Source organism: Streptomyces sp. ISL-36 (assembly GCF_018614205.1).
In the GTDB taxonomy this organism is placed as follows: domain Bacteria; phylum Actinomycetota; class Actinomycetes; order Streptomycetales; family Streptomycetaceae; genus Streptomyces.
Window position 1 is genome coordinate 1 of the sequence record NZ_JAGGOS010000170.1, and the last position, 24,487, is coordinate 24,487.

Annotated in this window: 19 protein-coding genes and 1 pseudogene; 4 read left to right on the forward strand and 16 right to left on the reverse strand. The window is 75.2% G+C overall.

The features are described from left to right. The 11 genes and pseudogenes from J7E93_RS33635 to J7E93_RS33680 form a co-directional block, all read right to left on the reverse strand. On the reverse strand, nt 1–906 hold a 906-nt coding region (locus J7E93_RS33635), incomplete at its 3' end, for an ABC transporter transmembrane domain-containing protein (RefSeq protein WP_251067471.1). Further along, a complete protein-coding gene (locus tag J7E93_RS33640) occupies nt 903–2,645 on the reverse strand; it encodes an ABC transporter ATP-binding protein/permease (protein ID WP_215073834.1) in 1,743 nt (580 codons plus the stop codon). The genes J7E93_RS33640 and J7E93_RS33635, both read right to left, overlap by 4 nt. Then, on the reverse strand, nt 2,642–4,396 hold the full coding sequence (locus J7E93_RS33645; RefSeq protein ID WP_215073835.1) for a nitroreductase: 1,755 nt from the start codon (nt 4,394–4,396) through the stop codon (nt 2,642–2,644). The genes J7E93_RS33640 and J7E93_RS33645 overlap by 4 nt, the downstream gene beginning before the upstream one ends. An 11-nt stretch (nt 4,397–4,407) precedes the next feature. Continuing rightward, entirely contained in the window at nt 4,408–5,781 is a 1,374-nt protein-coding gene (locus J7E93_RS33650; RefSeq protein WP_215073836.1) for a YcaO-like family protein, read from the reverse strand. Next, entirely contained in the window at nt 5,778–7,592 is a 1,815-nt protein-coding gene (locus J7E93_RS37585) for a CocE/NonD family hydrolase (RefSeq protein WP_308368872.1), read from the reverse strand. Before J7E93_RS37585 ends, J7E93_RS33650 begins: the two co-directional genes overlap by 4 nt. Before the next feature lie 5 nt (nt 7,593–7,597). Next, nucleotides 7,598–8,425, reverse strand: coding sequence for a hypothetical protein (locus J7E93_RS33660; RefSeq protein WP_215073837.1), 828 nt, complete (start codon nt 8,423–8,425; stop codon nt 7,598–7,600). A gap of 205 nt (nt 8,426–8,630) precedes the next feature. Beyond that, the gene (gene amiA, locus J7E93_RS37590; RefSeq protein ID WP_251067472.1) at nt 8,631–8,765 is read right to left on the reverse strand and encodes a streptamidine family RiPP; all 135 of its coding nucleotides are present in this window, start codon (nt 8,763–8,765) and stop codon (nt 8,631–8,633) included. A gap of 60 nt (nt 8,766–8,825) precedes the next feature. Continuing rightward, a pseudogene (locus tag J7E93_RS33665) lies at nt 8,826–9,675 on the reverse strand (ABC transporter ATP-binding protein). Nucleotides 9,676–9,821: 146 nt separating this feature from the next. After that, nucleotides 9,822–11,000, reverse strand: coding sequence for an iron ABC transporter permease (locus tag J7E93_RS33670; RefSeq protein ID WP_308368873.1), 1,179 nt, complete (start codon nt 10,998–11,000; stop codon nt 9,822–9,824). Further along, the gene (locus J7E93_RS33675) at nt 10,997–11,953 is read right to left on the reverse strand and encodes an iron ABC transporter permease (RefSeq protein ID WP_215073839.1); all 957 of its coding nucleotides are present in this window, start codon (nt 11,951–11,953) and stop codon (nt 10,997–10,999) included. Before J7E93_RS33675 ends, J7E93_RS33670 begins: the two co-directional genes overlap by 4 nt. Further along, entirely contained in the window at nt 11,950–12,933 is a 984-nt protein-coding gene (locus tag J7E93_RS33680) for an ABC transporter substrate-binding protein (protein ID WP_215073840.1), read from the reverse strand. Before J7E93_RS33680 ends, J7E93_RS33675 begins: the two co-directional genes overlap by 4 nt. 214 nt (nt 12,934–13,147) lie before the next feature. On the opposite strand from J7E93_RS33680, the gene J7E93_RS33685 reads away from it, so the two are divergent. Further along, nucleotides 13,148–14,323, forward strand: a complete 1,176-nt coding sequence (locus J7E93_RS33685) for a hypothetical protein (protein WP_308368875.1) — start codon at nt 13,148–13,150, stop codon at nt 14,321–14,323. A gap of 160 nt (nt 14,324–14,483) precedes the next feature. Continuing rightward, nucleotides 14,484–15,272, forward strand: a complete 789-nt coding sequence (locus J7E93_RS33690; RefSeq protein WP_215073841.1) for a hypothetical protein — start codon at nt 14,484–14,486, stop codon at nt 15,270–15,272. 86 nt (nt 15,273–15,358) lie between these two features. On the opposite strand, the gene J7E93_RS33695 is transcribed toward J7E93_RS33690, so the two are convergent. Both J7E93_RS33695 and J7E93_RS33700 read right to left on the reverse strand, forming a co-directional pair. Continuing rightward, nucleotides 15,359–17,080, reverse strand: a complete 1,722-nt coding sequence (locus J7E93_RS33695) for a WD40 repeat domain-containing protein (RefSeq protein WP_215073842.1) — start codon at nt 17,078–17,080, stop codon at nt 15,359–15,361. Nucleotides 17,081–17,255: 175 nt separating this feature from the next. Beyond that, complete coding sequence (locus J7E93_RS33700; RefSeq protein WP_308368876.1) at nt 17,256–18,203, reverse strand: GntR family transcriptional regulator; 948 nt, start codon at nt 18,201–18,203, stop codon at nt 17,256–17,258. Between the two features lie 147 nt (nt 18,204–18,350). On the opposite strand from J7E93_RS33700, the gene J7E93_RS33705 reads away from it, so the two are divergent. Continuing rightward, complete coding sequence (locus J7E93_RS33705) at nt 18,351–19,208, forward strand: (2Fe-2S)-binding protein (protein WP_215073843.1); 858 nt, start codon at nt 18,351–18,353, stop codon at nt 19,206–19,208. Nucleotides 19,209–19,403: 195 nt separating this feature from the next. Continuing rightward, complete coding sequence (locus J7E93_RS33710) at nt 19,404–20,465, forward strand: DUF2637 domain-containing protein (RefSeq protein WP_215073844.1); 1,062 nt, start codon at nt 19,404–19,406, stop codon at nt 20,463–20,465. 29 nt (nt 20,466–20,494) lie between these two features. Here the strand turns inward: J7E93_RS33710 and J7E93_RS33715 are convergent, their stop codons facing one another. From J7E93_RS33715 to J7E93_RS33725, 3 genes are read right to left on the reverse strand one after another with little or no spacing between them, the layout of a single operon-like run. Continuing rightward, complete coding sequence (locus J7E93_RS33715) at nt 20,495–20,941, reverse strand: ATP-binding protein (RefSeq protein ID WP_251067473.1); 447 nt, start codon at nt 20,939–20,941, stop codon at nt 20,495–20,497. Nucleotides 20,942–20,977: 36 nt separating this feature from the next. Then, complete coding sequence (locus tag J7E93_RS33720; RefSeq protein WP_215073846.1) at nt 20,978–22,720, reverse strand: pyruvate dehydrogenase; 1,743 nt, start codon at nt 22,718–22,720, stop codon at nt 20,978–20,980. A 27-nt stretch (nt 22,721–22,747) separates the two neighbouring features. Beyond that, complete coding sequence (locus tag J7E93_RS33725) at nt 22,748–24,385, reverse strand: protein phosphatase 2C domain-containing protein (RefSeq protein WP_215073847.1); 1,638 nt, start codon at nt 24,383–24,385, stop codon at nt 22,748–22,750. Nucleotides 24,386–24,487: the final 102 nt, after the last annotated feature.

Below are 24,487 nucleotides of genomic sequence, written 5' to 3' on the forward strand. Positions count from 1 at the left end.
GCCCAACGCCGCCGCAGAATCCGCGACCGGCGCCAGGCAGCCGAGCGCGAGCGCCATCGCCGCCGGCGCCCAGGGCCCGCTCACGGTGTGCGCCGCCGCGGCGACGACTCCGACGACGGCTCCGACCACCAGCAGGTCGCGTGCGGCGGCGGCCCCGGCCTCCCAGCTGTGCTCGGCGCGCTGGGCGTCCCCGAGGTCCGCGCCGTAGCCGCGCAGCCGGGCGCGGCGCCGCTCCAGCCCCCCGAAGGCGAGCAGCTCGCGCAGTCCGTCGACCGTCTCCACGGTCTCCGCGGAGAGGGCAGCGGCGGCCTCACGGGTCCTGGCACCCCTCGCCGCCCGCCCCCGCCCGTCGAGCAGCGGTGCGAGCACGAGCAGCCCCGCGGCGGGCAGGACCGCGCCGAGCAGCCACGGGTCGACGAAGCCGAGCACGACGGCGCCGGAGGTGAACACCACGCCGGAGGCGAGGAGTTGGGCGACGGCGTGCGCGTAGAAGAACTCCAGCGCCTCCACGTCCCCGAGCGCCGCCGACGCCAGGTCCCCGCTGCGCCGCCCCGCGATCCTGGCGGGCGCACTGCGGGCCAGCCCGTCGAAGACCCGTACCCGCAGCTCCGCAAGCACGCGGTACGCCAGATCGTGCGAGAGGTCCATCTCCCGCCAGGTGGCGAGGGAACGCACCAGCACCAGGGCGATCAGCGCGAGGACGGTGCCGGGGGCGGGTGCGGCGCGTTCGACGACGGCCGACCCGACGGTGTGCGCGGCGAGGGTGACCAGGGCGACGAGGGCCGCCTGGTCGACGAGCGCGGCGCCGAAGGTCCGCGCGGTCATGGCCCGGTGCGCCCCGAGGACGGGCAGCAGCGCCCGCAGGGCGCCTGGTGACGGTGCGTCCACCGTCGTCCGCTCGGTCATGCCGCCTCCTCCTTCGTGTGCGTGGCGCCCGCGGCGACCAGCCGCGCGTACAGTCCGTCCCGCCCCCGCAGGTCCGCGTCCGTGCCGATCGCGTCGACCCGGCCGCCGTCCAGTACGACGATCCGGTCCGCGTGGCGGACCGAGGCGAGCCGATGGGCGACGACCAGGCAGGTGCGCCCGCGGGCGGCGTCGCCGAGCGCGCGGCCGATGCGGGCCTCGCGGCGTTCGTCGACCGCGCTGGTCGCCTCGTCGAGGACGAGGACGGGCGCGTCCGCGAGCAACGCGCGGGCCAGGGCGAGCCGTTGGCGCTGGCCGCCCGAGAGGGTCGCGCCGCGCTCGCCGACGACGGTGTCGTAGCCGTGCGGCAGCGCGAGCACCTCCTCGTGGATCCCGGCCGCGCGCGCCGCCGCCCGCAGTTCGTCGTCCGTGGCGTCGGGCCTGGCGAGTCGGAGGTTGTCGGCGACCGAGGCGTGGAAGAGGTACGTCTCCTGGGAGACGACGGCGATCCCGCGCCGCAGCGAGGCGAGCGTGTACGAGGTGTGGTCGGCGCCCCCGACCGTGATGCGGCCGCCGTCGGGGTCATCGCCCTGGCGCAGCAGCAGCCCGAGGAGCGTCGACTTGCCGGCGCCCGACGGCCCGACGATCGCGGTCGTCCGGCCGGCCTCGGCGGTGAACGTGACTCCGCGCAGGGCGGGTTCGCCGGCGCCGGGGTGCGTGTGGCGGACGTTCTCGAAACGGATCTCGGGGGCCTCGGTCCAGGCCGCGTCGGCCGTTCCGGTGTCCGGAACGGCGCCGGTCGCCGTGCGCAGGGCGGTGATGCCGTCGGCGGCGGAGACGCCGAGGTAGCCCGAGTGCCATTCGCGCGAGAGGTCGCGGACGGGCCGGAAGCATTCGGAGGCCAGCATCAGGACGAGGTACGTGCCGGTCGCCGCGGTCCGCCCCGAGACGGCCGACGAACAGGCGACGAGGGCGGCGGCGACCGTGCCGCCCTGCACGGCGAGGTCGGTGATCCCGGTGTCGACCAGCGACACCCGCAGCTTGGCCACGGTCGCCCGGTGCAGGGCGGCGGAGCGCTCCTCCAGGCGCGCCCGGGTCCGGGTGACGGCCCCGGCGGCCCGCAGCGCGGGCATGCCCTGCAGGGCCTCCAGGTAGTCGGCCGACAGGGCCTCGTACGCCCCCCAGTGCTCCTGCCCGCGCCGCGCGAGCAGCCGGTCCCACCAGCGGGGGGCGAACAGCGCGAGGAGGAGGGCGGGGGCGAGGACGAGGAGCGCGTAGGGCTCGACGAGGGCGACGGCGAGGAGCAGGAGCGGGGGCAGGGCGAGGGTGACGAGGAGTTGGGGGAGGTAGCGGGAGACGTACGCGTCGACACCCTCGACACCGTCGACGAGCGTGGCCCGTACGGCCCCGGCGCGGGCCTCCGCCTCGCGCGGGGCGCCGAGGTCGCCGAGCCGCTGGAGGAGCGTGTCGCGCAGCCCGGTCCGTACGGTGGCCCCGGCGCGCACGGCGACCCGCCGTTGCCACCGGCTGAGTCCGGCCCGTACGGCGACGGTGGCGAGGACCCCGCCGAGCAGCGGCGTCAGGCCGTCGACGGTGCCACGGGAGATCCGGGCGAGCGCGACGGCGAGCAGCGCCGCCTGCACGAGATGGGTGCCGGCGACGGCGACGAGCAGGGCGCCGGCGAGGGCCAGCGGCCCCCGCACGGGCCGCGCGGCGCGGACCAGCTCCGGGTGGAGCATCATGACGGCGGGGCTCCTTCGGCGGAGACAACGGTGGGTGCGAGACGGGCGGAGGCGGTGGGCGCGGGGCCGGTGCCGACGGCAGGTGTGAGGCCGGTGTCAACGACGGCGGGCGTACGGCCGGCGGGGCCGGTAAGCGTGAGGCCGGCGGGGCCGACGGGGCCGGGGCGGGCGGGGGTGCCGGGTCCGGCACGCACCCCGCGGGGTCGGTCGGCGCCGGAGGTCGTCGCCGCTTTGGGTGAGAGACCGGCCGGCGTCACCGCTACGGCCGGAGGACCCGCAGACGCGCCCGCTTCAGGCGAGAGACCGGCCCGCGTCGCCGCTTCGGGTCGGGGGCCGGCGGGCGTCACCGCTTCAGGCGACGGACCCGCGGACGTCCCCGCTTCAGGCGAGAGACCGGCCGGCGGCTGTCGGAAGGTGCTCGGGCGCGCGGGCTCGGACGGGGTCCCGGACCCCTTGGGTGGCCCCGACGCCGCCCGCGCGGGGGCCTTCGCCCGCCCGGGGGCCGGGTGGCGGCCGAGGGCGAGGGCGTGGAGGACGGATGAGCGGCCGGGCGGTTCGCCCAGCGCGGCGCCGAGGTCGGCGTTCTGCCACGATCCGACCGGGCGGGTGGCCAATCCGGCTGCCTGAGCACGGACTTGGGCCAGTCCGACGGCGTATCCGGCCCGCACATGGGCGTGCCGGATCTCCAGGGGAGAAGCGTCGTCGGGGCACCCGTGGGCCAGGAGTACGGCTCCGGCCTCCCCCAGCCATGTCTGACCCGCGGCCCACCGGGCGAGGGTGGGCCGGGCGTCCCCCGTCGCCGCGACGCGCGGGCGCGGGCCGGTCAGGACGGCCGCGTCGGGGCCGCCGACGGCGACGCACCAGCGGACGCCCTCGGGTCCGGCCTCCTCCGCCGTCCGCAGGACGCCTCCGAGTGCGGTGCGGCCGGGGACGCCGCCGAAGCCGGGCGCCGCACTGCGGCGCCAAGGAAGCGGGTGGAGGCTGGGCAGGCCGGGAAAGCCACGCCAACTCCCCTCCCCTCGTCCGCTCGTGACCTCGGCGAGCACCTCCCAGGCGTCCCGGAGGACGGCGGGCGGCGACAGTCGGCGGCCCAGGGCCGGGGTCCCGGGACCGCAGGCGGCCCAGCGCGGGAGCGTGCGCCCGTCCGGCCGGTCTCCCGCCCCCGCTCCCGCTCCCGAGAACCAGACCGCGGCCACGGCGTGTTCGGGCTCACCGGCGTGCCGCGTCAGTCCCGCCGCCGCGCCGAGGAGCTCTCCGTCCGCGTCCTCGCAGAATGCGCCCGCACCGGCCAGGGCGAGGGCGGCGAGCACATGGCCCGTGTCGAGCAGGAGCAGCGGCCACGCGCGGTGACCGTAGTGCGAGACCGTACGGCGGGCGGTCACCGTCAGCACGATCACCACACCGGCCGGGGCGTCGGCCGGCGCGCCACCGCGCGCGTGGAGCCGGTGCGCGACGGGATCGTAGGCGTAGCGGCCCGGCGGCAGGGTGCCGGTCGGGCCCACCAGCAGATGGGCGTTGACGGGGTGCAGGGCTCCCGCCGAGGCGGCGGGCCGCAGCCGTCCGCCGGCCAGCGCGTTCCTGACCAGGGGGTCCAGCTCGGCCGGCACGGCGATCCCGTCGCCCGGCCAGGACGCGACCGCCGTCCCGGCCGCGAAGTCGGCCCCGGGCTCGCGCCCCGAGCGGGCGAGCGCGAGGGCGTCCCGGAGGCCGGTGGAGCCGCCGGGCCGTTGGCGGGTGTAGGCGTGCGTCATACGACTTGTCCTCACATGTGCGGCGGCGGGGCGAGGGTGAAGTCGCCAGGGCCCGTCGGGGCCGTGGTCCGCCAGCCCCGCTCCACGGCCGCGCGGCCGAAGCGCTCGCAACCGAAGTAGCCGAAGGCGGCCGGGGCGTTGGGGACGAGGCCGGAGACGAGGACGCGGGCCACCCGCAGCGGGGTCTCGGCGATGTCCTCGGTGGTGAGGTCGACGGTGACGAGGCGGTGGCCCCGGGAGGCGAGGCGGTCGTCGAGCTCGGCCCTGCTACCCGCGGTGATCTCGTCGACGGGGACGACGCCCAGCGCCGGTTCGGTGAAGCGGCGGGCGTACGGCTCCATGCGTGGGTCCAGCCACACCTGGACATGGGCGCCCAGATCCCGTACCGCGCCGAAGTCCCGGCCGACCGCGTCCAGATAGCGGCGGTCGGCACGATGGTCGAGGTAGAGGCCGCGGGCGAGCATGCCGGCGTCGATCGCCCGGAAGACCCATCCGTCCGCGTCCAGCGTGCCCTGGGTGAACACCCAGGTGTGGACGGCCTCCAGGACGGCCTTGCGGGCCGCCTCCGCGGGGTCGTAGCGGCAGGCGAAACCGGCGGCGTGGATGCCGCGTTCGGGGTCGTACACCCAGGCCGCCATGCAGGGCGCGAACTCGGAGGGCATCTCGACGATACGGACGTCGAGCCCGCACCCTTCGAGGTCGCGGTCGAGACCGGGGACGGAACGGGGGTCGATGCCGCGTGCCGGGCCGTCCAGGTGCCACCACAGTTCCAGGGCGTCGCGCTCGACGACTTCGAGGAGGCCGCGCTCGACGGCGTCGTCGAACCCCTGCCCGGTGGCGATTCCCGCGTAGTTGAGGTGGTGGGTGCGGGGCAGCGAACGCAGCTCTCCCTGGCGCCAGTTGAGGTGGCTGAGCGCCACGGGCACCCAGCAGGCGCCGCCGTCCTCGCTTCCTCCGGTCCAGAGGGCGGGGGTGTCGGGCCCGAGCGGCTCGTACGGGAAGCCGGGCCGCGCGTACTGCCAGGCGGCGTACGAGGGCAGGTCGTCGGGCCCGTACACCCGCGCTCCCTCGGCCCGGAGTTCGGCGGCGGTCGCGCGGCGCGGCGCGGCGGGGTGGCCGGGCGGCGGGAGCCGGTTGCCGCAGTAGCGTTCGACGGCCTCGGCGACGGCGGCCAGCCGCGCACCGCGCGGGTCGCCGAAGGTGGTGCCCAGCGAGACCCGGTCGGCGGGCCAGGCTCCGAAGCGCCGGGCGTCGGCGACCTCGGCGGTCATGGCGGTGTAGCGGGGTGGGGCGCCCGAGGGGTGCGGGACGGGTTCGACGCCGCGTATGAGCCCACAGACGGGGTCCACGAGCGCGTCGAGGGACGGTACGCCGGTGAGGGTCAACGGAGCATCTCCTGTACGGGATCGATGTATGCGGGGCGGTGGACGGCGGGAAGCAGCAGGGTGCTGCCGTCCGTCCGCACGGACCGCCGGGAGGGCAGCAGCCGGGTCGCGGTCACCGGGTCGTCGCCGGTGTGCGGGTTGCGGACGTGGGCCGGGAAATGATGTCCGGCGACCTCGACACGGAGCCGTACCCCGGCGGGGAGCCGTCGGGCGAGGTGTCCGAGGGGCACGGTCAACCGCCGCGGCCTCGGGCCGTCGTGCTCGGCACGGACAATCCCGGTGGTGAGCGGTTCGGCCCGCCCGTCGGGACGCAGGGCGACGAGCCGGACCACCCAGTCGGCGCTCCGCCCCTCGGCCGCCGCGACGAGCCGCGCCTCGGCATCTCCGAGGAGGTCCAGGGGGCGGGGCAGCGGTGGGGTGACGAGGAGACAGCGGTCGGGCGCGGCGTGCTCGTCGATGTCGAGGCGGTCGGACCGCACGGGCCGCAGGGGATCGGCGACGAAGTCGGCGCCGTGGACGAGCCGTAGCCCCGCCCTGTCCCCGAAGCGGTACGGGAGGAGGCGCGGGCGCTCCGCGTGGCGGCCGGTACCGGGAGCCAGGCCGGCGCGAGCCGGGACGGCGTCCGTGCAGGTGCCGGAAGCCGGGCCGGCGCCGGCGGGGGCAGCGGGCGTGCAGGTACCGGGAGCGGATTCCCTGCCGGCCGGGGCGGCGTGCGTGTCGGTGCCGGGAGCCGATTCCCTGCCGGCCGGGGCGGCGTCCGTACAGGTGCCGGAAGCCGATTCCCTGCCGGCCGGGGCGGCGTCCGTACAGGTGCCGGAAGCCGATCCCGTGCCGGCAGTGGCGGCCGGCGTGCCCGTACCGGGAGCCGATTCCGTGCCGGCGCAGGTGGGCGCGGGGGCGGGGGCGGCGGCCGTGCCGGCGCCCGGAGCGGCGTCGCACCAGTGCGTGCTGCCGCCGAGCGCGATGGCGCCGCGCCTTCCCCGCAGGGTCCCGTCCAAGGCCTTGCGAGCCCACCGGGCGTACAACGCGCCGAGATCCAGGTGGTGTTCCGGGTGGGCCTCGGGCGCGGGGGCGGCGGTCAGCCCGTGGCCCCAGGGCCCGAGGAGCAGCCGCGCGGCGCCGCCCCACGAGCGCCAGAGGCGGATCGTTTCGCCGGCGAAGGGGTCGCGGCTGCCACCGACCGCGAGGAGCGGCACACGGGCGGCCGCGGCCCGCGCCCACAGGCCCTCGTCCCGCCGGGCCGCCCATACGTCCGGCCAGGAGGTCTGCGGGAGCATCTCGCGTACCGGGAGCCGGTCGAGGAGATCGGGGGTGTGGCGCAGGGCCCGCGCGAACGCCTCCTCGTCGGAGTCGGGCCGGTCCCCATGGGCGAGCCACCATCCGACGCGCGCCGACAGCCTTTCGACGCCGCTCGGCTCGCGGGCCACTTCCGCGGCGCCGAGCGCGGGGACGGCCGCGACGACCGCGTCGGGCCCCTCGCCGAACCCTCCTTCCAGCAGGGGCGCGAGCGCGCAGTGGGCCGCGTACGAGGCGCCGACCGCCACCACGCGTCCGTCGCTCCACTCCTGTGCGCGGATCCAGGCGAGCGTGGCGGCGCCGTCGGCCGCCTCGGAGCGGTAAGGGTGCCAGGGGCCCTCGGACGCGTGACGGCCCCTGACGTCCTGACCGACAGCTACGAACCCGCGCGCGGCCCAGGCTCGTAGCTCCGCACGATGGCGACGCCGGTCGTAGGGCGTACGGAGGAGGACGGCGGGCCGCCGGCCCTCCCCCGGCGGAAGGCAGACGTCCGTGGCCAGGCCTGCCACGCGCACGAACCTCATCGTGCGCTCCCGCTGACGCTCGGGACCGGAAGGATGGGGTGTTCGGTGACGGTGAGGTGCCGTACGTCGATGCGGCGCAGACGGCGGCGCGCCGTGTGGAAGGGAGCGCCGTCGGGTGCCGTGGCCCAGGCGAGGAGGTCGCCGGTCAGCAGGGCCGCCGTGAGGGCGGCGGATGCCGTGTGGTGGCCGGGGCCGGCATCTCCGGCGCGCGGGCCGTCCCAGTAGGCGGCGAGCTCGCGGTGGGCGGGGGTGGCTGCGAGGCGGCGGAGACGTACGTCGGCCGAGGCAACGTCGTCGGGCCCGCACGCGGGCGGCTCCAGCCACACCTGCGCGCCTTCCCGGTGGCAGCGCAGCCAGGCGGTGCCCCCGGCGGGCAGACGGTCGGCCTCGTCCCACAGGCCCGCGGGGACGGGGCCGTCCAGGCACCAGACCACCGCGGTCCGGGGGTTCCCGGCGGCTGACGCGAGGGCGCGCACGTCCTCCGGTCCGCCGATCCGGACCTCCGCCCCCAGGTCGCGTACGGAACGGGCGAGCGGGTCGGTGAGCCTCGGGTCCCCGAGTACGACGACGGTCCGGCCCGCGAGCGGGGCCGGCGGGGCGGCGCCCGGGTCCCTCGCGTACCCCGCCTCCTCGAAGGCGGAGGCCAGCGCGTCGAGTCGGGGCTCGCCCGCACCGGCTCCCTCCGTCAGCCGGGTCACGAGGTCCTCGGGCGCGACCGTCCCCGTGTCGACACGGAGGAACTCCCCCTCGGGCGTGCGCACCGCGAGCCCCTGGCCGGGTGCGGCGACGAGGACGACACCGGGGGCGAGTCGCACGGTGGTCACGAGGGTTCCTCCTGGGACGGGTGAAGGGGGACGGGACGAACGGAAGGAAGGAAGGGGGACTGACGGAAGGGGCCGAGCGGACGGAAGAAGAGCGCCAAGAAGAGGGGCCAGGAGAGGGCCGAGCGGGACGAAGACGGAGCGGGCCCGCCCGGGAAGGCGATCCGGGCGGGCCCGCGGTGTCCGGCGCGGTGCCGGAGATCCGGACTTACTTGTCCGAGTCGGTGTCCGCCTCGACCGCGTCGTCGAACGGGTTCTCCACCAGCGCGTTGGAGTGCGTGGCGGACAGGTGGGCGAGCTGACCCTGCTCGGCGATCGGGCTGAACACCTTGTGCTGCTCCATGAGTTGACTCTCCATTCGATGGGATGGCCGCGCCGCCGTTCCGGCGTCGCACCAGAGACACTAATGAATATGATTTTCATTTCGCAATAGTTGCCTCCGTATCCAGAGGGTGATCCGGGTAACACACCGGCCAGCCGCCCTCCGGATCGCGCCCCACCCGCCCGGCCACGCCGAGGACTTCGGCCAAGAGGCGGGGGGTGACGACCTCCTCGGGCGGTCCGTCGGCCGCGATGCGGCCCTGGCGGAGAGCGACGATCCGGTCGGCGAACCGCGCCGCGTGCCCGAGGTCGTGCAGCACCATCACCACCGTCAGTCCGCGCTCCTCCCGCAGCCGCACCACCGTCCCCATGACCTCCAGCTGATGCCGCAGGTCCAGATAGGTGGTCGGTTCGTCGAGGAGCAGCAGGCGGGTGTCCTGGGCCAGGGCCATCGCCAGGCGGACGCGCTGACGCTCACCGCCGGAGAGCGCGTCCACCGGCCGGTCCACCCACTCCGCGACGCCCACGTCCGCCATGGCCCGCGCACAGACGGAGTCGTCACTGTCACGGAGCATCCCGAGCGGGCCACGCACCGCGTAGCGCCCCTGCCGCACGAGCTGGCGCACCGTCATACCGGGGACGGCGGGCGCCGCTTGGTGCAAAATCGCCACCCGGCGGGCAGCGGCGCGGCGGGAGAGCCGGGACAGGTCGTCCCCATCCAGCAGCACCCGGCCCTCGGCCGGGCGCAACAGCCCCGCACAGAGCCGCAGCAGGGTGGACTTGCCGCACCCGTTGAGCCCCACGAGGGCGACCAACTCGCCCGCTTGTACGGACAGATCGACGCCGGCCAGCACCTCGCGACCGGGATAGCCGAACCGCAGGCCCTCGGCTCGGATGGTGCCGACCCCAACCCCGGGGCGGTCTCCGACCACGGCACCGGGGTCCGTCGTGCCCGGGCCACTCGTACCCGCGTCCGTAGGGCCGGGGCCCCTGCCCCCCGAGGGTGCGTCGGCCGGGCTCAGGCCCTGACCCGCCTCCACCGCCCGTGTCCCGAGCGGCTCCGTGATCCTTCTCATCGTCAACTCTCCTCCGTTCCGCGCCGGGCCACGATCAGCAGCAGGACCGCGCCCACGCAGGTCGTGAGCGCGCCCGCCGGAATGCTCAGCCGGTCCATCTCCAAGGCCTCCGCGAGAACGCGCGAGAGCCACTGGGCGCCCGCGTCCGCACCGCCCACGACCACCGCGCCCAGCAGGGCGGCGCCGGGCAGCGCCCGGCGCAGGTCCGCCCCGAACAGGGCGAGGGCCAAGTGCGGCACCAGCAGACCCACGAACCCGAGGGCGCCGACCACCGAGACCGCGCCGGCGGTCAGGGCGACCGCGCAGGCGAGCGCCGCGAGGCGGGCGCGGCCGGTGTGCAGGCCGGCCGCCGCGGCCTGTTCGTCACCACAGCGCAGCAGCGTCAGGGGCGCGGCGAGGGCGCAGGCCGCGAGAGCCCAGGCCGCCGCCCAGGGCCAGAGCAGGTGCCAGTGCTCCCACACCCGGCCCTCGGTGGAGCCGACCAGCCACTGCACGACGCTGCCCAGTTCACCGGGCGCCACGAGCAGGACCATCGCGGTGAGTCCGGACAGCACGGCCGAGACCAGGACACCGTGGACGGCGGTCTGCGCCGGGTCGCCCCGGTCCCGGCCGGCGAGCAGCCAGAGCAGCCCGGCGCCGGTGAGCCCGCCCACACACGCGGCGACGACCACCGCGACCGGCGATTCCCAGCCCGCGAGGCCGAGGCCGGTGGCGGTCACCGCGCCGAGTACGGCTCCGGGCGTGACGCCGGTGACCTCCGGCCCGGCGAGCGGGTTGCGCAGGGCGGACTGGAGCACGAGCCCGGCAAGGCCCAGACAGGCACCCGCGGTCAGCGCCACCAGCGTTCGGGGAAGCCTCAGTTGGAGCACGACGTGCCGGGCGAGGGGGTCCCCGCCGCCCCGGAACACCTCGACCACGCCGTGCGCTCCGACGGTACGCCCGGCCACGAGTCCGGCCACGGCGACGCCGGCCAGAGCGAGGACCGACGCCACCGGCACCCACCGAGCAACCGTCCGGCGACGGGTCCGGGCGCGGGTGGCGGTGCGGGCGGTGGTGCGGTCGTGCGCGTCCCCAGGCGACCGCCCTGCCGCGCCCGCGCCCTCGCCCCGTACCCGTACCGCCTTCGCCGGCCTCATCGCGTTCATCGCCTTCGTCGTCTTCGTCGTCTTCGTCGTCTTCACCGCTTCGCCCCCGTTCGCAGGAGCGCGACGCCGGCCGGGACCCCGAGGAGGGCCGTCCAGGCGCCGACCGGGGTTTCGATGGGGGCGAGGGCGAGGCGGGCCGGCTGATCGGCGCAGATCACGATCAGCGCGCCGAGCGCGGCCGACCAGGGCAGCCAGGTCACCGCGTCGGCGTCCGGCCGCAGCCGGCGGGCGAGGTGCGGGGCGAGGAAGCCGACCCACGCGACCGGGCCGCAGACCGCGACGACCGGGGCGATCAGGAGGACGGCGAGGCCCAGCGCCGCGAGACGGGCGCGCCGGACCCGTACCCCGAGGGCGCGGGCGTCCTCGTCGCCGAGCCGGAGCACTCCGAGGACGGGTGCGCAGAGCACCAGCGCGGGCAGCGCCACGGCGAGCCACGGCCAGAGGCCGGTGACGTCGCCCCAGGTCCGGGCGGAGAGGCTGCCCAGGAGGTAGCGGTAGACGATCTGCAGGTCGAGCTGGTCGGCGAGGACCATCAGGACGAGGAGCGCGGCCTGGAGCGCCGCCGCGACGGCGGCGCCGGTCAGCAGGACGGCGCCGGGGCTGCGGCCGAACCCGGCGGCGAGCAGGGTGAGGAGGCCGCCGAACGCCGCGCCGGCCAGGGCGAGCAGGGGCTGTACGGCGAGCGGCACGGGCAGGGCCAGGACGAGGGGTGCGGCGACGCCGAGCGCCGCGCCGCCGGAGACGCCGAGCATCTCCGGTACGGCGAGCGGGTTGCGCAGCGCTTCCTGGAGGACGAGGCCGGCGGCGCCCAGGCAGGCGCCGGCGACGAGCGCCAGAACGAGCCTGGGCAGACGCAGTTCGGTGAGGACCACGCCTGCCGTCCCGGCGTCCCCGAAGTCCCCCAGGAGCGGCAGGTACAGCGCGCAGGCCCCGGCGGCCGCCAACACGACCAGAGCGGCGCAGAGTTGACGTACCGACGAGGCGCTCACCGCAGCGCGGCCGCCGCCTCGTCGAGGACGATGCCCAGGGAGCGGGTGCCGCGCCCCTTGGCCCAGACCTCGGCGTCGACCTCATGGACGCGGCCGTTCCTGACCGCCGGGATCTTCGACCAGAGCGGGTTCTTGGCGAGCTTGTCGGAGAGCCGCTCGCCCGGGGCGGCCGGGCCCCCGAAGGAGAGCGTCTCGACGAAGAGGACGTCGACCTCGCGGGCGAGGATCTCCTCCATGCTGTACGTACCCTCGACACCCCGGCTCTTCCAGGGGTAGTCGGCGATCTTGGGCATGAGTCCGGCGGTGACGTCGTTGCCGGGGGTCGCGACGCCGAAGTTCTCGTCACTGCCGAAGATGATCAACGCGGTCCTGTCGCTGCGCGACTTCTCGGCCGCGGCGAGCTTGGCGCGGAAGGCCTTCTCGGCGGCTTCGCCCTGCTCGGTACGGCCGGTGAGGGCGGCGAGATCGCGCAGGTAGCCCACGCTGTCCTGCCAGTTGCCGGGCTGGAGGGGCCAGAAGACGGTGGCTCCCTTGAGCGCGGGGGCGAGCTTGCCGTGGGTGTCCTCCAGGCCGATCACCAGATCGGGGCGGTACGAGAGGATCGCCTCGGTCTCGGGGCTGAGGAAGCCGCCGGGCACGACGGGGATCTTCGCCGCCTTCTCCTTGCCGAGGAACTTCTCGTGGGAGAGCAGTGCGGAGTTGGTGGCGGCCGGGACCATGCCGAGTTCGGCCAGCATGTCGTCGCAGAGGGCGACGAGGCAGACGATCCGCTTCGGCGGGGCGGCGGTCGTGACGGTGACGCCCTTGCCGTCGGTGACGGTCCGTGCGGCGGCGATGGGCCGGACGGTCAGGTCGGTCGCGGGACCGTCGCCCGCACCGCCCTTTCCCGCGCCCTCCCCGTCGGCGGCGGTCGTTCCGCAGCCGGCGAGGAGGGTCCCCAGGACCGCCGCGGCCGTCCAGCGGCGCGCCTTTCGGAGCATGAGCATCCTGCGCGACATATGTCCCTCAGTTCCGTTCCGTCCGGGGTGATGGCAGGCAGGCGCGGCGGGCGCCCCGGACCGTCCCGCACCCCCACAGAGTGACACATGATAATCATTACCAATAAGCTGCAGCCCCTCGCCCGTCGCCCAGGAGCCCGCCATGCCCGCGCCGCCCCGCCTTCTCGTCGCCGACCAAGTCGCCGGATGAGTCGCCGTGTTGGACCTGCCGAGCGGCCGGCCGGTCGCCGTCGCGGAGAACCGGCACCTCGCCGAGCACGCCGGATTCCTGGCACTCCCCGGCGGCCGCAGCGCCTTCGTCGACGAGTTGGCGGGAGAGCTCGTCGTGCTCGACCCGTACGGCCCCGACGCCGGCCGTCCCCTGATCGAGACCACCGCCCCGGTGGCCACCCCCGCCGAGCACCTCGCCGCCGACTCCACCGGGCGGCGCCTCGCGGTGACCACCGGCCTCGGCCGCAACGAGGAGCCGTGGAGCGACCTCCTGACCGTGGTCGAACTGCGCCCCGACCGCCCGTACACGGTCCGGGTCCGCACCCGGACCGGCGAGCCCGGCCTCACCCTGCTCGGCGAGGGCGACGCCGACCCCCTCGTCGTGCTGCGCCACCGCGAACCCGGCAGCCTCACCGCGTACGAGTGGGGCGCCCTGCTCGGCGCGGCCCCCTCCTGCCCGGCCGTCGCGCCCTGCCACGAGCTGACGCTCCCCGACCACGACGGGCACGGGGACGCCTACGACCCCGACAGCGGGCGGCTGTTCGCGGCGGCGGGCTCCGGCGTCCACCGCGCCCGACGCGAGGGGGCCCGGCTCGTCGCCGAGGAACCGCTCGACTGGGCGGGACCGGGCCGCGGTTACTACCTGCGGCTCGACCCGGCCCGCCGCACCCTCTGGTCCTGCGTGCGCGGCGGAACCGCGGATCCCGGGCGGTGGACGGAGTGGACCAACGACGCGTGGTTCCACCACCTCGGCTCCGGCCGGACCGGGCGCGTTCCGCTCGGCCCCGGACTCGTCTTCCGGCTCGCGGTCGCGGCCTCCCATGTGGCGTACGCGCGGGTCCACCCCAACGGCGACGAACTGATCCTGATCGACCCCTCGGCGCCCCTCCCCCGGGTCGCCGCCCGCCGGCCGCTGCCTCCCATGGACGGCGCGCCGCGCCCCGGCGGCACCCCCTGGGACGGCGTCCAGCGGCGCGCGATCGCGGCCTCGCCGGGCGCCACGTACACCGCCGTCGCCCGGGGCGGTCACGGGGAGATTCATCTCTTCGAGGGAGACCGCGCCCTGACGGTTCTCACGATGCCGACACCTCTGGACGACGGCGGGCATCTCGCCCTGGTCGCACCGGGCGACGGAGCGCAGGCCGACCGGGTCGGCCGCTGAGCCGGAGCGGGTCACCGTGTCCGTATACCGGATGAGCGCCCAGCACTTGTGAAATGATTCACCTGACCCCTTGGCCCGGCCCGCCCCTTCGTGCTGAGATGCGAGCCTGACTCAACAGCTCAATGGCGCGCTCGGGGAGGGCAATGTGGCGGACACCGCCATGTCTGGTTCCGAAACAACGGGTGGCGACGATCCGTCCCTTGCCTACGGCAAGGAGACCCCCATGGAGACCGCCATATGGCGGCTGCGCTCACGCGGCTGCTGGACGGACGCGGCGGCGCTGCTCCTGCCCCGCGCGGCCGAGCCCGAGGCGGCACTGGAGAGAGCCGCGCTGCTGATCGAGCGCTGCCTGTACACCGAGCAGGGCTGGGCGGAGGCGGAAGAGGCGCTGCGGGCGGCGGAGGCGGTCGCGCAGAGCGACGAGCAGCGCGGGGCGGCGGCGTGCGAACGCGGCTATCTCGCCTACGCGTCGACGCTCCTCGGCGTACGGGACCGGGCCGACGAGGCCACCGCGGCGCTGGGCCGGGCCGCGGCGCTGATCGGCCCCTCGGCCGAGGGGCGGCCGCTGCTCGACTACCGGCGGGGGCTGGTCGCGCAGAACCTCGGCGACTCCCCTCAGGCGGCCCGCGCCGCCTACCGCCGTGCCCACGCGGGCGCGACGGCCCAGGGCGACTCCCTGCTGCTCTCCTCCACCTGGCGGCACCTCGCCGGACTAGCCCTGAGGGAAGGCGAGTTGGCGGAGGCACGGCATGGGTTCGCCGAGTCGCTGCGGATCCGTGAGGAGCTCGGCTATCTGGTGGGTACGGCTCCGGCTCTGACCGCTCTCGCCGGCACGGAGACGGAACCGGAGGCCGGGCGCCTGCGGGCGGAGGCGGCGCGCCTCTTCCGCCTCCTGGGCGGGGTTCCGACCTGGCTCGCGACACAGCTGGCGCCGCCGACGGCGGCCTGACGGCGGGGACGCAGCCGCCTTGGCATCACGCCCTGTTGAGGGTCCCGGGGCTTCACGGGGGAGCCCTGTCCAGGCGGCCCGGGGCGTCACCCCTCCTCGCGGGGCGCCCTGTAGAGGCGGACCAAGGCCTCGTCCATGCCCACGACCAGGCCGCCGTCCTCGGTCAGCGTCACCGCGCGGACGGGCGGGCCGGGGCGGAAGGAGAGTCGGTCGTCCGTGTCGAGCCGGCGGAGTTCGACCAGGCCGTCGGCCCAGGCGATCGCCAGGGCCGGGCCCTGAGGCGTCTCGGCCACGTCCAACGCCACGACCGGGGCGGGGCGTTCGGCGAGCGGCTCCGGCTGCGGGTCCCGGCCCGGGATCCATCTGCGGACCGTGCCGTCGAGTCCACCGCTGCACAGGAACGGCGCGGGCGTCTCGACCGCGGCCACCGCCGTGACACGGCCGCTGTGCAGGGCCGCCTGGTGGATGCCGGTCAGGCCGAAGGCGTGGACGGATCCCAGCCGGTCCCCCACGACCACCGACCCGCTGATCGCCGCGAGCGCCGTACCGGGGTGCCGGGTCAGGGTGGCCGTGACGGCCGCGGTGAGCCGTTCCAGGTAGGGCGGGCGCGGCGCCGGTCCGGGGACCGTGTGCAACCGACCCCGCTCGTCCAGGAGCAGGACGCTGCCGTCCGGCGCGGGCGCGAGCGCCTTGACCCGGCCGGCGGGGCTGGTGAGCGGCTCCCGCGCGGGGGTCGCGTCCGCCGGGTCGAGCAGACGTACGGGCTCGGTCGGGCCCGCCACGAGCAGCCGGTCGCCGAGCGCGGCGAGGGCGGTGACCGGGCCGGGCCAGGGCGGGGTCAGATCGCCCCGGACCCTCGTCCAGCGCACCCGCCACGGCGTGTCGGCGGCGAGTTCCTCCAGGGCCGGGCGCAGCCGGGGGTCCGCGCCGTCCCCCAGCGCGGCGAGGAGGACGAGGGCACGCTCGGAGGGCTTCTGGTCGCGGCAGAGGGACTGTCCGGCACGGAGCCAGGCGGCGCGCAGACCGCCGTGGTCGTCCTCGGTGTCGCTGACATAGGCGGTGGTGACCCGCAGCGGGTCCGCCCGGCAGACGGCGACGGGGTCGGCCGGGTCCACCCCGAGGGGCCGCACACGTGGTTCCGGATGCCCCTGCCCGGCCTCTCCGCCCTCCGCCGGTCCCCTCGACTCCTCGGGTCCGCCCGGTTCCTGAGGTCCCCCGGCGGCCCCGCCTGATTTCTTGTCGGTCTCCTCGTCGGTCTCCTCGCCGAGGTCGACGACCATGGCGCGGCGGGCCGCGAGGAGGGTGTGGGAGGGCGTTCCGGTACGGGTCTCGACGACGAGCCGGATCCGACCCAAGTCGGCCAGCTCCGCGGCCAGTTCGGCGAGAGCGTCCGGTTCAGCGGCGGCGTGCAGGTCCGGCAGGAGAAGCGTGGCGCGCCGCACCTCGGTGGTGGCGAGCACATGGATCAGCTCGCCCGGTGTCCGGGCCACGACGCCGAGCCGGTCGGCGATCGTCCAGGCCGCCCCGAGCGCGCTCTGTCCCGCGAGCGGGACCAGGATCCGTGCCGCGCGCTTGCGGCGCGGACCGGAGCGGCCGGCGGAACGGGTGCCGGGGCGTCCGCCGGAACGGCCGCCCGCCCGCGTGCCGTGTATGGAGAACCAGGTGAGCAGCGCGGACTTGCCGCTGCGCGGCCCGCCGGTGAGCAGGCACAGGCGCGGTGCGTCCGGGTCGGTGAGCCAGCCGAGCAGGGCCGCGGCCTGGGCCTCCGTACCGGCGGCCGGGCGCTCTCCGCGTACGGATCCGGTCACGGGCACCCTCCGCCGGTCTTCGGCCGGGGGAGCCCCCGATGCGCCGGGGTCGGAGTCGCGGACGGCATGGGACACCTCACGGACGCGCGGTGGGGGCGGGCTGACGGAAGGAAGGGACGGAACGAGGGGACGGAACGAGGGGACGGTGATGGGCCGGCGGCAACGACCTTAGTCGTCAGCCTTCCGATCCGGTGAAGTGCTCCCGTACGAGTGACTGCACGACGGGCAGGTCCTGGGCGATGAGCGCGTCGAGGAGAGCGCTGTGCTCCGCCGCGTCCGCCACGAGCTCCCCGTGCCGGGTCGCCGGGGCGCTCATCAACGGCCACTGGGAGCGCCGGTGCAGGTCGTCGGCGACGGCGAGGAGCTGTTCGTTGCCGGCCAGCGAGAGGACCGCGCGGTGGAAGGCGCGGTCGGCCTCCGCGTAATGCGCGCGGTCGCCGCGGGCGGCGGCCGCGCCGGTGGCCTCGGCGAGGGGCCGGAGTTCGGCCCAGCGTGCCGCCGGGACCGTACGGGCGAGCCTCAGCATGACGGGGACCTCGATGAGAGCGCGGACCTCGGCCAGCTCGGCGAGCTCGCGCGGGGTGCGTTCAGTGACGCGGAAGCCGCGGTTCGGGACGACCTCGACGGCGCCCTCCGTGGCCAGCTGCTGCATCGCCTCGCGCACGGGGGTCGCCGAGACGCCGAAGCGCTCGGCGAGCACCGGGGCGGAGTACACCTCGCCGGGGACGAGCTCGCCACCGACGAGGGCGGTGCGCAGGGCCTGAAGGATCTGGCCCCGCACGGAGTGGCGCTGGACGGGCCGGGGGGCGAGATCGGGCGCGGGCGGCTCGCTGTGCGTGTGCTCGCCGCGCACCCCCTGGGACCGCGGGTCCTCGGAGCCCCCACCCTGAGAGCGAGCCTCCGCAGAGCCCGCGCCCTGAGGGCGAGTCTCCTGCGACCGAGCCTCCTGGAAGCGTGCGCCCGGAGGAGTGGCCGTCTCTTGGAAGCGTGCCTCCGGAGGAGTGGCCGCGGCCGCCGCGGTGGCGGGCGCACCGCCCCGAACCTGCTCCGGGACCCGTACGGCGTCACCGAGCGGCGGGTACGGCTCCTCCGCCGCCCGCTCACGCGCTGTGCCCTGCTCCACCCGGGTCCTCCTGCGGGTTCGTGCCGGTCCCGGCTCGCGATACCGGTGCCCCTGTGCACCATAGGCGGACAGAGGTGCAGTTCAAACATCGAGCGCATCGGGTAAGGTAAGGCTTACCTGCTAACGATCGCGATTCGGTGGTCCCGTATGGCCGTCCCCGCCCTGCTCCCCGCCCCCTTCACCTCGCCCGTCGCGGCTTCGTACGCCCGCCTCGGCGAGGTGTTCCCCGGCCTGCGGATAGAGGAGCTGGGCAGGGACGAGCGGTCGCCGCGCGGAGCCGGCTGGGTGGGCGCGGACGAGCTCGCGGCAGGCGGCGCCGCCCTCGACGCCTTCCTCGCGTGGGACAACGCCCAGGTGCTGCGCGACTACGGCCGGCAGGCCCGTCCCGACGTGGTCGCCAGCTTCGGACTGCACCGGTACACCTGGCCCGCCTGCCTCCTGGTCACGGTCCCCTGGTTCCTGCACCGCAGGGTCCCCCGCCTGCCCGCCCGCAATGTCGCCTTCCAGCGCGCGCTCGGACGGATGGCCGTCCGCGTCGAGGAGTTCGCGTGCCTGCCCGACGACCCCGCGGCCGCCCTGCCGGGCGCCCGGGTCGTACCGGACGAGGAGGCGCTGCGCGCCGAGGTCCGCGCCTCGCTCGCCGAGCACTTCGAGGACGTCCTCGCCGGCTTCGGTCCCCGCATGCGGCGCGGCAGGCGGGCGCTGTGGGGCATGGCGACCGACGAGATCGTGGAGGGGCTCTGGTACATCGCGACCCTGCTGGGCGAGGAGCGGCGGGCGATGGACGAGCTGGAGCTCCTGATGCCCGGCACGGCCAAGCCGTACGCCGGCGCCGCGGGCTTCCGCGAGCTGGCCGGTTCCGAAGCGGCCGACGGAACGCCCCGCTCCACCCGGGACCGGGCGACATGCTGCTTCTTCTACACCCTGCGGCCGGAGGACACCTGCCTCACGTGTCCGCGCACCTGTGACGCCGAACGGGTCCGCCGGCTCGCCGCGACCGCCTGACGCCTACGCCACCCCCAGGGGTGGCGTAAATCGAACGCAACTCCCTTGTGCCGCCCGGCCGTTCGACCAGATCGCACCTATTCGTATGCTGTGCGGCCCCAATGGCGTGCTCTTGCTGTGAAACCCCCTGAGGGGCCTGCGGGGTCGGCCAGTATGGGCCGCCGAAACGCCCTACTGCGATGCAAGGGACACCGCATGAGACTGACCGACATATCGCTGGACTGGCTGCTTCCGGGTGGCGTCATGGTGGCCGGAGTCCTGACGGCGGTGGCGGTGCTCGCGCGCGGCAAGCGCGCCGGTGACCAGGCCGCGGCCGACGACTCCTGGGAACGCAACGAGGAACGCCGCAGACGCAAGGAAGCCATCTACGGAACCGCCTCCTACGTCCTGCTCTTCTGCTGTGCGGCGGTCGCCGCAGCACTCTCCTTCCACGGGCTCGTCGGCTTCGGCCGGCAGAACCTCAATCTCACCGGGGGCTGGGAGTACCTCGTCCCCTTCGGCCTCGACGGCGCGGCCATGTTCTGCTCGGTGCTCGCGGTCCGCGAGGCCAGCCACGGTGACGCGGCCCTCGGTTCGCGCCTTCTCGTGTGGACGTTCGCCGGCGCCGCCGCCTGGTTCAACTGGGTGCACGCGCCCCGCGGTCTGGGCCACGCGGGCGCCCCGCAATTCTTCGCGGGCATGTCCCTCTCGGCGGCGGTCCTCTTCGACCGGGCCCTCAAGCAGACCCGCCGGGCGGCGCTGCGCGAGCAGGGCCTGGTGCCCCGCCCGCTGCCGCAGATCCGGATCGTCCGCTGGCTCAGAGCTCCCAGGGAGACCTTCGGCGCCTGGTCGCTGATGCTGCTGGAGGGGGTGCGCACCCTGGACGAGGCGGTCGACGAGGTCCGCGAGGACCGGCGCGAGAAGCAGCAGAACCGGCTGCGCAGACGCGAACAGGGGAAGCTCGACCGGGCCAGGATCAAGGCGATCAACCGTCAGCACCGTGCCTTCGGGCTCGGTCGCGGCGGCGGCCGTCAGGTCGAGGTGGCGGCCCTGGGTTCCGGCACGGGCTCCGCGACGACGTCCATGGGGGCGGCCGTCGCGGAGCCCGCCATAGCGGACCCCGGACAGTTGCCGCTTCGACACCGGCCCTCCCTCCAGGCCGTGAAGGGTACTGAGTCTCGGACGGTGGATCTCACCGCCGAGGACGACACCCAGGCACTGCCACGGCTCGACTCCCTGGAGCGCAAGCTCAAGGACCTCGAGCAGCAGTTCGGCTGAGGACACAGAAGATTCGGCGGGGCCGCCCCTCAGGCGGCCCCGCCGTTCAGTTCGAACCAGACCACTTTGCCCACCCCGTGATCCTCGACCCCCCAGGAGTCCGCCAGCGCCTCGACCAGGACGAGACCTCTGCCGTGCGTACCGTCGTCGGCGAACGGTACGTCCGGCTCGGGAAGGCCGGGGACGAAGTCCCGCACCTCGACGCGGAGACTGTCGGGGACGACGGTCGCGGTGACCACCGCACCGTGGTCCGTATGGATCAGGGCGTTGGTGACCAGTTCACTGGTCAGCAGCTCCGCCACGTCGGAGGCGCCCGGTCCGCCCCACTTCCCCAGCATCTTGCGCAGCGCATGGCGCACCTCCGGCACCGCGGTGAGATCCGCGCATCCCACCTTCTTGAGCAGTTGAGTCGGCTGTCTCGCCTCCCCGGCCATAGCCCCCACCCACACGTCGTCGAACAGGTCACCGGGATGCATGCCCCGCCCGCCCGTCCGCATTCATACGATCCGTTCTCAGGGGCGGGGTACGTTGCGCAGGTTGGAGCGGGCCATCTGGAGCATGCGGCCCACCCCGCCGTCCAGGACGATCTTGCTCGCGGAGAGGGCGAAGCCGGTCACCATGTCGGCGCTGATCTTCGGCGGGATCGAGAGGGCGTTGGGGTCGGTCACCACATCGACGAGTGCGGGGCCCTTGTGCTTGAAGGCGTCCTTGAGGGCGCCCGCGAGCTGCTTGGGCTTCTCGACGCGGACACCGTAGGCGCCGGCGGCGCGGGCGATGGCGGCGAAGTCCGGGTTGTGGTTGTCCGTTCCGTACGAGGGAAGTCCGGCGACCAGCATCTCCAGCTCGACCATGCCGAGCGAGGAGTTGTTGAAAAGGACGATCTTCACCGGCAGGTCGTACTGGACGAGGGTGAGGAAGTCGCCCATCAGCATGGAGAATCCGCCGTCGCCGGACATCGAGACGACCTGGCGGCCCCGGTCGACGAACTGGGCGCCGATGGCCTGCGGGAGGGCGTTGGCCATCGAGCCGTGCGAGAAGGAGCCGATGATCCGGCGGCGGCCGTTGGGCGAGATGTACCGGGCCGCCCACACGTTGCACATGCCGGTGTCGACGGTGAACACGGCGTCGTCGTCCGCGAGTTCGTCCAGGACCGAGGCCACGTACTCGGGGTGGATGGGGACGTGCTTCTCCACCTTGCGGGTGTACGCCTTGACGACCCCTTCGAGGGCGTCGGCGTGCTTCTTCAGCATCTTGTCGAGGAAGCGGCGGTCGGTCTTGGCGCGCACGCGCGGGGTGACACAGCGCAGGGTCTCGCGGACATCCCCCCAGACGGCGAGGTCGAGCTTGGAGCGGCGGCCGAGGTGCTCGGGCCGGACGTCCACCTGGGCGATCTTGACGTCGTCGGGCAGGAAGGCGTTGTACGGGAAGTCGGTGCCCAGCAGAAGCAGCAGATCGCACTCGTGGGTGGCCTCGTAGGCGGCGCCGTACCCGAGCAGTCCGCTCATGCCGACGTCGAACGGGTTGTCGTACTGGATCCATTCCTTGCCGCGCAGTGCGTGGCCGACCGGCGCCTTGACCCGCTCGGCGAACTGCATGACCTCGGCGTGCGCGCCCGCGGTGCCGCTGCCGCAGAACAGCGTCACCCGATCGGCCTCGTCGATCATCCGCACCAGCGCCTCGATCTCGGCGTCACCCGGACGGACGGTGGGCCGGGAGGTGACGAGCGCGTGCTCGACGGCCTTCTCCGGTGCGGGTTCGGAGGCGATGTCGCCGGGCAGCGAGACGACGCTGACGCCGCTCCGGCCGACGGCGTGCTGAATGGCCGTCTGCAGCAGCCGGGGCATCTGCTTCGGACTGGAGATCAGCTCGCTGTAGTGGCTGCACTCGCCGAAGAGCCGGTCGGGGTGGGTCTCCTGGAAGTAGCCGAGGCCGATCTCGCTCGACGGGATGTGCGAGGCGAGGGCCAGGACCGGGGCCATCGAGCGGTGGGCGTCGTACAGGCCGTTGATCAGGTGGAGGTTGCCCGGGCCGCAGGAGCCGGCGCAGGCGGCGAGGCGGCCGGTGATCTGCGCCTCGGCTCCGGCGGCGAAGGCGGCGACCTCCTCGTGCCTGACCTGGATCCAGTCGATGTCGGGGGTGCGGCGGATGGCGTCGACGACGGGGTTCAGGCTGTCGCCGACGACTCCGTACAGGCGTTGCACGCCCGCCCGGACGAGGATGTCGACGAACTGTTCTGCGACATTCTGTTTGGCCATGGGTCCATCAACCCATGGGCAGGACCGTTACGCCTCCCAGACGGCCGCCCCCGTACGGTCATCGGCGTACCCCTTCACCCTCAGTTGGACGTCGGCGAGGAAGGCGGCGAGTCCGGGCGGCTCCGCGGCGGCCCAGCGCTCGGCGAGCGCCTCGGCCAGGGCCGGTTCGCCGCGCATGGGCTCGGCGAGACCGTTCGAGGCGAGCAGCAGGGTGTCGCCGGGGCGGGCGACGGAGGCGCGGAAGCGGAACGGTTCCGCGGGGGGCGGGAGCGGTTCCTCCACGAAGGGACCGGCGGGCGTGGTGATGCCGAGGTCCATGGTGAGCCTGTCTCCCTCCTCGGTCTCCGAGGGGAGATCGGACGGCGGTCCGGAGGGGGCCCCGGACGGCGACGGCGGTCCGGAGGCTGTCCCCGACGGCGGCGGCCCGGAGGGCGGTGAGCCGAAGCCGACGACGGGGGCGCCGCTCAGCGCCGCCGGTTCGGGGATCAGCGGCTCTATGTCCTGCCAGGCGCCGTCGCGCAGCCGGAACAGCCCGCCGCGGCCGATGCCGAAGAAGACCCGGGTACGGCAGCCGGGGTCGGCGGAGAGCAGCAGGCAGCGCAGGCTCGCGGTGTACTCCTCGGGCTCCATGCCCAGTTCGGCGGCGCGGGCACGGAGCTTGCCGTAGGTGCGGTCGGTGAGCCGGTGGAGGCCCGACTTGAGGTCGCCGCGGCGGCCGGCCCTGATGTCCTCGGAGAGCCGGGCGTGGCTGCGTCCGACGGCGTCGCCGATCCAGCGGCAGGCGTCGGCGGCGGCGAGGTGGGCGCCCTCGGATACGCGGGCGCCGGTCGCCACGGCGACGAGCACGAGCGCGGTCTCGTCCTGGCCGAAGCGGGCGGTGAGCAGGGCGTCCCTGCGGGGTTCGCCGCGGTAGCGGGCGGAGTCGCCGCGCAGTGAGGCGGCGCGCAGGGTGCAGGCGCCGTAGCGGGCGCCGTCGAGGACGGTGTCGGCGACCAGTCCCGCGAGTTCACCGGGCCGGGCGGGAGGCAGGGCGGTGGGCTCGGCCTCGTAGGTGGGCGGGCGGCTGCCGATGTGGCCGGTACGGGGCCGGGGAACGGCGGCGGTGTCGGCTCGCGCCGCCGGGGCCTCTGGGGTGTCCGGGGTCTTCCGGGCGGGCGGGTCGGGCGGGGCGTCCGGTGTAGCGGGACCCACGTCCGGTGTAGCGGGACCCGCGTCCGGCCTCGCCGGGCCCATGTCCGGCCTCGCCGGGCCCCTGTCCGGCCTCGCCGGGCCCCTGTCCGGCCTCGCGGGGCCCATGTCCGGCCTCGCGGGAGCGGCGTCCTGTCCGGCGGGGCCGGTGCCCCGGGCCCCGAGGGGCGGACCGGACGGCGGCGGGGGCGGAGGCGGCGGTGGCGTCAGCGGGGGTGGGGACGGAGGCGGCGGTGGCGGCGGGACGTCGGGGGGCGGCGGGAACGTGCGCGGGACGCCGTCCGCCTCCGTGTCGAGGGGTTCCCACGGGGCCCTCTCCTGCCGGGCCGGGGCGCTGTCCCTTCGTACCGCGGCCGGCATGGCCCGGGAGGCGGAGTCGAAGCGGTCGTCCAGCGTGTCACCCGTCGCGTTCGGCGCGGTGTCCGGCGCCGACTCGTCGTAGAGCTTGTCCCACCAGCTGTCCCCCTGCTGAGTCATGCCCTTATTGTCCACCGCGCAGGCCGCATGAAAACGGGACATCCGGAAAAAGGTGGGTCCGCCGGGCGACCCCACCCCCCACGGGAAGGACGCCCGGCGGAC